At 39.9% G+C, this 11,917-nt stretch carries 10 protein-coding genes and 1 pseudogene; 2 read left to right on the plus strand and 9 right to left on the minus strand.

Going from position 1 to position 11,917, the window contains the following annotated elements:
• Positions 1–36 precede the first annotated feature (36 nt).
• The 6 genes and pseudogenes from OOA_RS15550 to OOA_RS15575 all read right to left on the minus strand — a co-directional run bounded on the left by OOA_RS15550 (position 37) and on the right by OOA_RS15575 (position 5,704).
• On the minus strand, positions 37–990 hold the full coding sequence (locus OOA_RS15550; RefSeq protein WP_008913119.1) for a class I SAM-dependent methyltransferase: 954 nt from the start codon (positions 988–990) through the stop codon (positions 37–39).
• A 2-nt stretch (positions 991–992) separates the two neighbouring features.
• Positions 993–2,210 (minus strand): ABC transporter ATP-binding protein, encoded by a 1,218-nt coding sequence (locus OOA_RS15555; RefSeq protein ID WP_008913120.1) that lies wholly within the window; start codon positions 2,208–2,210, stop codon positions 993–995.
• Positions 2,200–2,979 (minus strand): ABC transporter permease, encoded by a 780-nt coding sequence (locus tag OOA_RS15560; RefSeq protein WP_008913121.1) that lies wholly within the window; start codon positions 2,977–2,979, stop codon positions 2,200–2,202. The genes OOA_RS15555 and OOA_RS15560 overlap by 11 nt, the downstream gene beginning before the upstream one ends.
• A gap of 1 nt (position 2,980) precedes the next feature.
• Complete coding sequence (gene rfbD, locus OOA_RS15565) at positions 2,981–3,862, minus strand: dTDP-4-dehydrorhamnose reductase (protein WP_008913122.1); 882 nt, start codon at positions 3,860–3,862, stop codon at positions 2,981–2,983.
• The gene (rfbC, locus tag OOA_RS15570; protein WP_008913123.1) at positions 3,863–4,396 is read right to left on the minus strand and encodes a dTDP-4-dehydrorhamnose 3,5-epimerase; all 534 of its coding nucleotides are present in this window, start codon (positions 4,394–4,396) and stop codon (positions 3,863–3,865) included. It lies immediately after the preceding gene.
• A gap of 941 nt (positions 4,397–5,337) precedes the next feature.
• Positions 5,338–5,704: pseudogene (locus OOA_RS15575) on the minus strand (cold-shock protein).
• 191 nt (positions 5,705–5,895) lie between these two features.
• On the opposite strand from OOA_RS15575, the gene OOA_RS15580 reads away from it, so the two are divergent.
• On the plus strand, positions 5,896–6,594 hold the full coding sequence (locus OOA_RS15580; protein ID WP_008913126.1) for an RluA family pseudouridine synthase: 699 nt from the start codon (positions 5,896–5,898) through the stop codon (positions 6,592–6,594).
• 26 nt (positions 6,595–6,620) lie between these two features.
• Here OOA_RS15580 and OOA_RS15585 read toward each other — a convergent pair whose 3' ends face one another.
• Both OOA_RS15585 and torS read right to left on the minus strand, forming a co-directional pair.
• A complete protein-coding gene (locus OOA_RS15585; RefSeq protein ID WP_008913127.1) occupies positions 6,621–7,160 on the minus strand; it encodes a DUF2058 domain-containing protein in 540 nt (179 codons plus the stop codon).
• Between the two features lie 172 nt (positions 7,161–7,332).
• Positions 7,333–10,089 carry a TMAO reductase system sensor histidine kinase/response regulator TorS gene (gene torS / locus OOA_RS15590; protein ID WP_071524245.1) on the minus strand — a complete coding sequence of 919 codons (2,757 nt, stop codon included), beginning with the start codon at positions 10,087–10,089 and terminating at the stop codon, positions 7,333–7,335.
• Between the two features lie 83 nt (positions 10,090–10,172).
• Here torS and torT point away from each other — a divergent pair, with 83 nt between their 5' ends.
• Positions 10,173–11,204 (plus strand): TMAO reductase system periplasmic protein TorT, encoded by a 1,032-nt coding sequence (torT, locus tag OOA_RS15595; RefSeq protein WP_008913129.1) that lies wholly within the window; start codon positions 10,173–10,175, stop codon positions 11,202–11,204.
• Here the strand turns inward: torT and torR are convergent.
• Positions 11,177–11,878, minus strand: a complete 702-nt coding sequence (gene torR, locus OOA_RS15600) for a two-component system response regulator TorR (protein ID WP_040691688.1) — start codon at positions 11,876–11,878, stop codon at positions 11,177–11,179. The genes torT and torR overlap by 28 nt on opposite strands.
• Positions 11,879–11,917: the final 39 nt, after the last annotated feature.

Raw genomic sequence — 11,917 nt, forward strand, 5'->3', positions numbered from 1 at the left:
AGTCCATTAACTGAATTATTGTTTCTGATCCTTGCCTTACACATTCTTCAATTTTTCCTGAAGTTTTTGAATCAACATTTCGGCCTCGGCCAAAGACTGATCGCGCGTGCAAAGCAGCTGCTCTGTATTCTGAAAAGCCTGCATTCTTTCTTCAGAAATACGCTCGGCCTGCTCCTTATAATACGTCACTTCGTTGATTCGTTGCTCGGCTTCAAGCAACAATTGCCAGCGTTGCTCAGCTAAACGCTCAGAAAATGCTAAACTTTGACGCAATGGATACACCAACTCTTGGTCGTAATCTATACGGCTCATACCAGTGAATAAGGTTGCTTTGTTATCGATAGGCGCTGAATTAGATGAAATCGCTATAAAAGAGCCGTTCATTATATTTTTATCTTTTGCTTTGAATACTACAGGTACCGATTGTTGATCTTTCAACGTATGAACAATAGAAACCAGCTCTTGAGCGATTACAGCAACATCAACATACGCGAATTGGGAATGCAAAAGTGTTTTCAGCGCCTCTAAAGAAAATGCTTGAAGATGATACGGGTTTGGGCCATACAAACTAGAACAAAAATTTTCGTAATCTTTAGTTGGCACAGAACAAATGAACACACCATCAGGCTTTAATACCCGCTTAATCTCTGCAATCGCTAGTTCAGGTTGTTCTAAATGTTCCAACGTTTCCAACGAAATAAATGTGTCGACGCTACAATCATCAAACGGTAACGATAGAATAGAGCCAAACTCAAAATGAGAGTTACTTGTATCATGTTGCTGTGCGTAAGCTATCGCTTCTCGATCAACATCAAGCCCTGTATAGCTTGTCACCGCTGGGTTAGCTAAGAAAATAGGGGCCGAATATCCGATGCCACATGCACAATCAACCACAAACCCCTTGGCGAAATTTGCAACATATTGATAACGTTGATTATGTTCTTCTTTTAAAAAACGTAATTTAAGAAGGTCGTTCTCAATTCGCTCCATAATTACCCCTTGGCCACCACAGACCAGCTATGTTCAATATCATAAATTCCAACTGCACTGAAATTATCAGTTACAGAAAACTCACAAACTGGTACAGCTTCATTTATGATCTGGATGCCATCCTGATCATTTACAGCCACTCGCCAATTATAAATACCTGACAACAATTTCAATGCAGGAAAATCAATAATGACCTGCCCTTCATTATTCAAAGGAAATGCATCTAAACCACGCATTGCAGTGGTTGTTCCACAGATATAAACCCCATCCTTACGGTACAAATTAAAGACGAAAGTCAACCCATCAAACTCACCATCTTTCCCCTCATATTTATAATCGAAAGATAATTTAATATTGTCACCGCTGGCAATCTCCACAACTGAATTGCCAGCTTGGTCGGTAAGAGAAAGATTGATTATTTTTATCAAACGACTGTTTATTTCATTTTCAATAGCTTTCTGTTCACTTTCTTGTGTTTCTAATGCATTTTTTTGCATATCAGACAAGTAATGTTGAACGGCAACATCAGCATTACCAAAATAACGCTGAACTCCCTTCTCAAGATATAATGCACTGTTACAAATGTTACGAACTTGATAATCATCATGGGAAACAAATAAGATTGTGCATCCATGATTTCTAATTTCGTTGAATTTTTTTACGCACTTTCTCTGGAAACGGGAATCCCCTACAGCAAGAATTTCATCAACAATTAAAATTTCTGGGTCAACATGAATTGCTGTTGCAAAGGCTAAACGAGCAAACATGCCGCTTGAGTATGTTTTAACTGGGCGTTCGAGAAATTCACCAATATCAGCGAAACCAGCTATTTTATCGAAACGCTCTGTGATCTCTTTATGAGTCAATCCCATAAGAGATGCATTCAAATAAACGTTTTCGCGCCCCGTAAACTCTGGATTAAATCCAGCGCCAAGTTCAAGTAAAGGTGCAATGCGACCTTTAGTAAACACAGAACCACTTGTCGGTGACAGAGTTCCGCAGATCATTTGTAGCAAGGTTGACTTACCCGAGCCATTGACACCAATAATTCCGACTGTTTCACCTTTCTTGATTTCAAAGTTAACAGATTCTAATGCTACAAATTCTTTACCCTTGGCTCCCGGAAATCCCAATAAGCTCCCCAAGCGTTGCATAGGGCTAGAATAAATCTTATAAACCTTACGTAAATTTTGAGCAGAAACAACAATATCAGAGGACATCAGCAAAGCCTCTCCTTACCTTTTTGAACCAAGCCATGGATAAGCCATACAGCACGATACTGACTCCCCAATAAATTGCATACCCTTCTAGGCTAAATAGCTTGCCATAAAGTACAACATCGCGTAGGGACTCAATGATAAAGGTTAATGGATTGATATATATCAGCACTCGATATTGTTCTGGCACCGAAGTGATTGGATAGAAAATAGGCGACATAAATAACATTAAGGCAATTAAAACAGAAACAACCTGCCCCATATCGCGAAGATAAACACCTAAAGAGGATAAGAATAATGAAATGCTATACGATAATAAAATTAAAGGGAGCATGACAATTGGTACTAACAACACCATAAAGCTAACAGGCTGCTTTAAGAAAATACAAAATACTGCAAAAACAATACATCCCATTAAGAATTGAAATAATGCGCCTAAAACAGACACCCAACATAAAGACTCAAGAGGAAACAATATTTTTTTTACATAACTAACATTGTTTACATATATGGTTGTTGCTTTACCGAGGCACTCAGCCATGAAACCATGAGCTAGAAGCCCAGTAAACATAATTAATGTGTAATTTTCTGTCGACGTTAGTCCCCACTTAGCTTTAAAAACAAAACCAAAAATAAAGCTATAAATAGAGAGCATAATCACAGGGTTAAGCAAAGACCATACAATACCCAGGCTAGTCCCCCGATAACGACTTTCAACATCTCGCTTGGTAAGATTATAAATCAAACCAGTATTTCTTAACAAAGTTATCATATTAATTATTCATCTGAGAAATAATTTTGGGAATCACTTTACCTAAACTACGCAGCCAGTCACTACTAGATATTCCGCGTTCTCGGTATATTTTTTCACAGTCAAGTATCGCATTTTTAGGCCTTTTAGCTGCGCATTTATATTCTTCACTACTAATTGAAGATAGTGTCAATGAGTTGTATTTTTCATCAAAAATTTTGGCAATAGCAAAAATTTCTGCAGCAAATTCATACCATGAAACAGATCTGTCACCACAAAAATGGTATAACTCAGATTCATTCACACCTTGGCCAATGATCGTAAGAATACATTTAGCCAAATCACCAGCGTACGTAGGGCAACCAAATTGGTCATTAATAACAGCAAGTGATTTACGTGTTATCCCCAGCTTCAGCATCGTATGCACAAAAGAACAACCATATTCGCTAAATAACCAAGAGGTACGAATAACAACGGTGCGAGAACACGCTAGCATCGCTGCATTCTCGCCAAGCAACTTGGTTTGACCATAAACGTTTAACGGTCTCGTTGATGCCTTTTCACACAAAGGTGCACCACCTTCTATACCGCTAAAAACATAATCTGTTGATATATGAATGAGTGGAATACTATTAATCTCCGCAGCAATAGCTAAATTCCTAGGACCGATAGCATTTGTAGCCTCTGCCGCTAAGAGTTCTTCTTCAGCTTTATCGACCAAGGTATAAGCCGCGGTATTTACAATAAAATCTACATTCAATTCAGAGACCGTAGCCTGAACGGCAGGACAATCAGTAATATCAAGCTGTTTGTGATCTAGGCGAATAACCTGCCAGTTTTCTGGCAAAGCATCAACTAGACAATGAGCCAGCTGGCTATTGCCACCAGTTAACAATATACGCATTTAAAAAAGCTCACTGAATAATTTGCCGTTAAGATCTTTCTCAGAAAGTAAAGGGTGCTTTATAGGCCATTCAATCGCGAGTTCAGGATCGTCCCATCTCAAACAATGCTCGTTATTGGGATCATAATAATCAGTACATTTATAGGCGAAATCAACCTCATCACTTAGTACCAAGAAACCATGGGCAAGACCAGGAGGAATCCAAAGTTGCTTTTTGTTGTCTTCCGACAGGTGAACTCCTAACCATTTCTTGAAAGAAGGTGAGTTCGGGCGAATGTCAACCACGACATCATAAACCTCACCCCTTAGCGCGTAAACCAACTTCCCTTGAGGGCGAACACTCTGAAAGTGTAATCCTCTAAGCACGCCACGAACCGAATGAGAATAATTATCCTGAACAAAGTTATTTTCAATATCAAGAAATTCTTTGTAACGCTGCATTTGAAATGTTTCAAAAAAGAAACCTCGCCCATCACCGAAAATCTTGGGTTCAATAATCTTGACGCCTGCGATCTCTGTATCAATAACATTCATTTGATTACTCACTTACTCAAAATTTTCTATCTAGTCAGGATATTCCCTAGCACTACCGTTATTTGGATAATTTCAGAACGCCGTCATTGATATTATTGACATGCAGCTAAGCATGCTCTAAATCAATGCCAACTAGTTCGTGCGACTAGATAGTATGGTTTAGTTGTTATTGGTGGTGTTGGTGTTATCAACAAAATTGGCCACTGCTTTAGAATTGCTCTGAACCATCGTTCTGATTTATCGCGTAATAACCGACAGTCATAGCCATTCATTTTTTAGGCTTCTGAAGAACCGTTTTATCGGTTTTGTTATCCCCGTAGTTTCCTCAGCAGTTCATACTTTTATTAAGTCAATATATAGACACATATTTAAGCACTTACTCAAATTTTGCTAAATGTAAGAGAATAAGTTTATAGAAAATATAATTAAATTTTCCATAAACTTAGTACAAATACTTAGTGAGCTAAATTTACTAAATATACATTAAAGAAACAAGTAAACATGAAAAATACTTATTAATTAACTTAGATAAACCGCAAAATTAATGCCTTAAGTGGTTTTAATGGAATATCATGCTGATTGAAAATTTAAACTGTACCCCGTGATGAATGCCATCGATATTAAATAAATTCATTAGATTGAATAACTATTCGGCACCCCACATTGATTGTTGAGTGGCGCTCAAATAGTTAAATAATGCCCAGAATACAAGGGCATTACAAAATAGTAGAGAGTGAAGTTATCTTAATTACGCTCTAATTATTCGTAAATGGTCGATACATTTTATCTATTAATCAACTAAGAATAAGAAAGAGATATCGCCTATATTTTATAAGGCTAATAACTAGAGAGTTGGTGAAAAATGCCTATAGCACGGCATAAAGCAGTCAGTAAGCGATGTGATAGTAGACTTATTATGAAAGGCTCACAGCTAGCCAAAATTATTTTAATTTTTGGTGTTTTTTAAATGCCACTTTGATATCTATCTCATCTTCCGAGAAAGCTAATGTTGTTTCTTGAAAAATTGTTATTGCCAGTTTTTTTAATGAACGCATTTTACTTGATTCAGTGGTTGATTTCAGTCTAATACTGCTCATCAAAGAGCCGACATCGACATACATATAGTACGGTATTTTCTTTATCAATATGGGCATCGATTGGTTCAAAAGTCACTGTTACATCTTTCTTAATCAGATCAAAGCTAGCGACCTTAATCACATGAAAATAACGGTTATCACCGTTTTCATCTTTGATAAATCCAAAACCTTTATCGTCAAACCACGTTGTGATCGTTCCATTCATCGCTATTACCGCTTACTTAATTATCTGCTAGCTTTGGCAATATGTACTATAAAGCACAATGTCTGAATATTCTAATTCATTGATTTAAATATGATAAATTTTTGATGTGTGAACGAGAATATGATACGAATGGTCAGATTCGCCTGTCGACTTAAAATTGGTTATCATCCACTCCCACTCTTCGTTTGGATAGCCTGATGTCTAAGATTATCGATACCTTTATTGCTCCGCCCTGCCATGACAAGATCGAAACCCTCTATCAGGATGACCATTTAGTCCTTATCAATAAACCTGCTGGCCTGTTAAGTCTTTCAGGAAAAAACCCACAAAATCTCGATTCGGTACATCATCGTCTAGCAAAGATCTTTCCCGGCTGCACACTAGTGCACCGCCTAGATTTCGGTACTTCTGGGCTGATGGTGATTGCGCGTAATAAAGCAATAAATGCTGTCCTCTGCCAACAGTTCAGTCAGCGCACAGTGACCAAAGTCTACAGCGCACTACTCTGTGGACATTTGGATAACAACGAAGGCGTGATAGATGCCGCAATAGCCAAAGACCCTGCATTGTTTCCGTTGATGTCAATTTGTGCAATCCACGGTAAGCCGGCTCGCTCCAACTATCAGGTTATTGAGCGCTTTTATCTGGCGTTGGAAGATGGGACGTCATTACCATTGACTCGCGTACAGCTGACACCAGAAACTGGACGGACTCATCAACTTCGAATCCACTGTCAGCTATTAGGCCACCCTATTTTGGGTTGTGACTTATATGGCGGCCGCCTGCTGCCAGGAACTGAACAGACTCCAAGGTTGATGCTACATGCTAGTGAGCTGTGTTTTGATCATCCCATAAGTAAAGAACGGATTAATGCTTATAATGCCAGTCCGTTCTAAACACAAAAGCAGCTGCAAAACGTTAATTACCACATTAAATCATCGGGTACTTTAAAGTCTGCATATGGATCTTCTTCATCATGCTCTTCCTGACTAAGCGCATTATTTAATACAATGCTGCTCTCGTCTCGCTGAGCTATTTTATCGGCTACGCTTGCGGGGATAATCGCGTATTTACACTCGTCACTGTTATCAATAACTAAACGAGCAATGGCGAGGCGACCACTGATCAGCTGAGCTTGAGTCACCTTATCCACTTCTATCTGTTTAATTAAATTATTATCCGTAAAGTTAAAACCAATATTGCCTTTCGAAATATCGATTCTATTCATTTCAATAAGCTGCTTCACCTGAGCTTTATATTCTTTAAATAAAGCAGCTTGTTTTTGTTGTTCGTTTAGCTGTTTATCGCGTTCAAGTTGGGCTTTTTTATTCTCTTCCACAGCTTCTCTTGCCTCACGAGCCTGAACTCGTGACTTTTTAGCTGTTCTTTGGACTTTCGCCATTTTTTTACTGGTCACTAATCCAGCTTTTAGCATCTGCTCTTGTAAGGTGAGTTTTGTCATCTTCGTCTCTAAATCAGTTGAATAATTTGTGGGATTATACCTGTAATTTTTGAGGCTGTACCCAATTGCAAGTCCTGAACACGGTGTAACTTAAGTTTACAGGAAATGGGGTAAGCCGCTCTCAGGATTTTGACACAACGACCTATTTCAAATACAAAGCCGACCGATCCAATTAGCTTTCAACCTTATCTAACCACTCTTCTATCACCTGCAAAGCATATTGAACATCTTCTCTTAATACGGGTGTAGCTTGAGGATCTTGCTCTAACGCTGCGCATGCTTCTGTCCCCGCTTGCATTCCAAGGCTAGCACAACTGCTTTTTAATTGGTGAGCAAGGCGTTTGATGAGCTCACTGTTTTGCTGCACACGGGCTATATCAATCTCATCTAATAGCGGCAGTGAATGTTGTTTAAAAATAGCTAACCACTCACGAATTTTTGGGTACCCCATCAGCTGAGCATCATTTTTTAACTGTTGTATGTCTACTCGTTGTTTTTGCGAAAAGGTAACACCCAAGGTCTCTCCACCACCTGAAATATAATGCGTGATTAATTGGTTAAGCGTATCCCTTGGGATTGGTTTTTGGATAATGCCCCGAAAAAGCTGGCTAGTACGTAAGCGAAGTGTTTCATCAATAACATGTGCACTAAAACCAATCAAGATAAGTGATGGGTATTGCTTTGCCAATTGTTTGGCTAATGTAATACCGTCAATATCTGGCAAGCCAAAATCGACTAATGCCGCGGTAAATTGCTGGTCATTTTGCAATATGTTTAACGCATCACCCGCTGAGTCGGCAACCGTAACTTGAGCGCCACTCACAGTTAACATTTCTCGACTTATTTTTTGTGTTAATGGATTATCTTCAATTAATAATAAACGTACGCCACGTAAGTCAATGGGGTGATCTAAGGATTTACTCACTGTTTGCTTAGCAATACACAATGGCAAGGTTAAACGAAAACAACTCCCAACACCAACTTGGCTATTGACGGTTAACTCTCCTCCCATTGCTTGAGCAAGGCTGGCACTAATCGTAAGTCCTAGCCCTGTTCCGCCTTGGGTACTATCTACTTGTACAAAGGGTTGAAAAATATCGACTAAACGCGCTTCATCAATACCACAACCGGAATCTTCCACTTCGATAAACCAGTATTTACCGTAACTGCAACTGCGTAAAATAATTTGCCCTTGCTGAGTAAAGCGCAGTGCGTTACTCAATAAATTGGTAATAATTTGTCGGATACGGCGAGGGTCCCCTTGAAGAGCTACTGGCAGATTGTCAGCAAAATCCGCGACAATATTCACTGCACGGTTTTTCTTACTGGCATTCATTAAGTAGAGTGTACTTTCTAATAGTGGTTTAGGTTCAAAAGGCTCATCGCTAATCGATACGTTTTTCCCTCCCGCTTCAATGGCAGAATAGTCCAAAATATCATTGAGGATGGCAAGTAATGACTCCCCTGAGTCAGTAATTGCATGAAGATCCTCCGAATACTGAGAGAGTGCTGGGTTTTCAGAAAGTAGCTGAGCTGTTCCTAAAACACCATACAATGGCGTACGTATTTCATGGCTCATTGCAGCCAAAAATGCCGACTTAGCTTGGTTGGCTTTCTCCGCTTCAGCGCGCGCTTGACGATGCTCAACAACTAGCACACGAAGCTCTGCGGTACGCGATTTCACTTGGTCTGCTAACTGTTCCCGTTGACTATTAAGGGCATGAACATTCGCGCGAAATGCATCCATTAAGCGGCCAATGGTATCCAGTTCTTTAACCCCTGCCGTTTCTGGAAAAGCGGAATCGATATCACCTTCTAATAGGCGTTGTAGCGCTTGTGTTTGCTGTGCTAATGGCTTAGTCACTAAACGATAAACTACTCGCCACAAAATGAGGATCAGTGAAAAAAGGGAAACTGCACTAAGTACTAACAACCAATTTTGCCCACGTTCACTTGCTTGTTCTAATTGCGTTAAAGCAGATTGGTTGCGTAATTCAATCGTATCCACCAACTGCGTCACTTCACTACTAAAGCGAGCAAATTGGTCAATATTATTTTGTGATAATATCTGTAAACGCGTTGTAATATCATTATCTTGCCGATAAAGGGCAATAAGCTCGACATATCGAGCCACAATAGCTAATGACATTTCCACTTGGCTCTGCACGACAGGATCTTCGATGTATTTTTGGCGACGATGTAAAATCTTTACTGTCGCATTGAGCTGATTATCTAATTCCGCGGCATTATGATGCAATGGGTTGGAGCCTAGATTTAATACCATTTGCTGCACGCGTATTGCATTTAAGCGTAGTTCATTCATTTGGCTAATATATTCTAAATCGATATCAATTAATCGATCTAGTGCATTTTCCGCCTGCTCTGCTTGGTTTCTCTCAATAAAATCATAAATACTGACTTGAGTTGCTCCCGCTGAGGTGGCAGCGTTATTGGCTTGACCATGTGCCATTTTGGCAATATCACCCGCGGCTGAAATAATATTCAGTCTGAGTTGTTGTTGCTCATTACGTAGTTGTAACCTCTGCCCCACTAATGTACCTTGCTGACTTAACGAACGTGCTATTTCTTGTTCTTGTTGCTCAATAGCATTCGTATCAAAACCTTGTTGGCGTAGTATTTTCAGTAAGTTCGTTATTTTTAAACTCTGTGCAGCTAACATCCGCCCTTGAGCTAACCAGATACCTTCACTATCTGCATTAGTTAAGTTTTGCGCAGAGAATAGTTCCCATGCACTTGCCTCGCTAAGTTGGCGAGCCATATTCATGGTAGGGATAACTGCTTGAGTATTATCCTTTTCAACCTGACTCACAAAGCGTAGGTTATACCACCCAACAAGGGTGCTGATGAAAGTCAGAGCGGCCATTAATGCAAAGCCCATCCACAATCGTCGAGTCAGCGATAAATTCACAGTTTGATAGCCTACAAATTAAAAAGGTTGAGTTCGCAATAAGAAAGCATTTACGATAACGGTTTATCGTCTATGAGGCTATCATGCGCATATTTATTTTATTCTTTATCACTTTTTACTCGATGCTTGGTTTAGCAGCAAGTAAAAATAATGCGTTACTGCATTGGCGTGATGAGCTGCGATTTGATAGCCAAAAACAATCCTCCACAGAGGCCACAAATGTTTGGAAACTGTGCGCATTATATCCCAGCCTGAAAGACTCCTATTGGCTGTCAGTTAATTATGGTATGCAAAAAGCAGCACATACCTATGGTATCGACCTAAAGGTGTTAGAAGCCGGTGGCTATAATCAACTGGCAATTCAACAAAAACAGATAACACAATGTAAACAGTGGGGAGCAGATGCCATCTTACTTGGCAGCAGTACAACCACGTTTCCAAATCTGACACAGCAAGTCGGTGATTTACCGGTTATTGAAGTGATCAATGCCATTCATGATAAAACGGTGAAAACACGAGTTGGCGTTCCTTGGTTCCAAATGGGATATCAGCCCGGCCGTTACTTAGTGCAATGGAGTAATGGTAACCCATTGAAAGTCTTACTCATGCCCGGTCCTGATAACGCAGGCGGCAGCCGTGAAATGGAAGCAGGTTTTCGCGAGGCAATTGCAGGAAGCCAAGTCCAAATCATCGATATTGCCCTTGGCGATAATGATCTTGAGGTGCAACGTAATTTATTACAAGAGGCCTTAGAAGACCATCCTGATATCGACGTTGTTGCCGGAACGGCTATCGCTGCGGAAGCTGCGATGGGGGAAGGTCGCAATCTCAAAAAGCCCTTGAAAATTGTCTCTTTTTATCTTTCACATCAAGTTTATCGAGGCTTAAAAAGAGGACGGATCATTATGGCAACAAGTGACCAAATGGTTTGGCAAGGTGAGTTAGCTATTGAACAAGCAATTAAGGTATTACAAGGCCAGCCGGTACTCGATAATATTAGCCCACCTATCTTAGTGCTGACAGAAGAAAATACAAATAAAGAACACTTGCATTCTTCGTTATCTCCGGGTGGCTTCCGACCAGTTTATCAATATACATCTGCGGCTAAAAAGTAACCTTCACCATGCTGGGTCACCAATAAATCACCATTCAATTTATGTCGTAAACGACGTATCAGCACGTCAATTGTTCGTAAATCAGGGTTATCTACTCGTCGTGCTGAAAGTCTACGTAATAAGCGCTCACGACTGAGAATTTCTCTAGGGTTAGTGACAAATGCGACTAAAATTTCATATTCCGCACGGGTTAGCTTGATTGCCTCACCATTACATTCTAGCGTGTGCATAGATACATTTAGGCAATAATCGGCAAATTGATAGCAATTCTCTTGTGATATTGGCTGCGACTGTACTTGATTTGCTAAGTCTATGCGCCATAAAAGATTTTTTACTCTAACCACCAGCTCGCGGAGCTCCAAAGGCTTAGTAACATAATCGTCCGCCCCCATTTCTAACCCAACAATACGGTCAATTTGATCGCTTCGTCCCGTCACTAGGATAATTCCAACGGTAAAACGCTCACGTAGCGCTCTGGTTAACATTAAACCATTTTCATCCGGTAAGTTAATATCCAATAAAATCAGGTCAACATGCTGCTGTTCCATGATATCACGCAAACCTGTACCACTATCAGTAACAGAAACTTGATACCCTTCCTGCTCAAAATAAGCCTGTAACCGAGTCTGGGTAACGAGTTCGTCTTCAACAATAACAATGTGGTGTGATGTCATCTGCTTGATCTCTTTCTGTTCATATCTGTTCATATATTG

The sequence above is a fragment of the Providencia burhodogranariea DSM 19968 genome (assembly GCF_000314855.2).
In the GTDB taxonomy this organism is placed as follows: Bacteria; Pseudomonadota; Gammaproteobacteria; order Enterobacterales; family Enterobacteriaceae; genus Providencia; species Providencia burhodogranariea.

What these genes read in the sequence shown, in the direction of transcription:
- OOA_RS15560 (WP_008913121.1), bottom strand. Translation starts at nt 2,979, where the DNA reads ATGATAACTTTGTTAAGAAATACTGGTTTGATTTATAATCTTACCAAG.
- OOA_RS15580 (WP_008913126.1), top strand. Translation starts at nt 5,896, where the DNA reads ATGTCTAAGATTATCGATACCTTTATTGCTCCGCCCTGCCATGACAAG.
- OOA_RS15550 (WP_008913119.1), bottom strand. Translation starts at nt 990, where the DNA reads ATGGAGCGAATTGAGAACGACCTTCTTAAATTACGTTTTTTAAAAGAA.
- torT (WP_008913129.1), top strand. Translation starts at nt 10,173, where the DNA reads ATGCGCATATTTATTTTATTCTTTATCACTTTTTACTCGATGCTTGGT.
- OOA_RS15555 (WP_008913120.1), bottom strand. Translation starts at nt 2,210, where the DNA reads ATGTCCTCTGATATTGTTGTTTCTGCTCAAAATTTACGTAAGGTTTAT.
- rfbC (WP_008913123.1), bottom strand. Translation starts at nt 4,396, where the DNA reads ATGAATGTTATTGATACAGAGATCGCAGGCGTCAAGATTATTGAACCC.
- OOA_RS15585 (WP_008913127.1), bottom strand. Translation starts at nt 7,160, where the DNA reads ATGACAAAACTCACCTTACAAGAGCAGATGCTAAAAGCTGGATTAGTG.
- rfbD (WP_008913122.1), bottom strand. Translation starts at nt 3,862, where the DNA reads ATGCGTATATTGTTAACTGGTGGCAATAGCCAGCTGGCTCATTGTCTA.
- torR (WP_040691688.1), bottom strand. Translation starts at nt 11,878, where the DNA reads ATGACATCACACCACATTGTTATTGTTGAAGACGAACTCGTTACCCAG.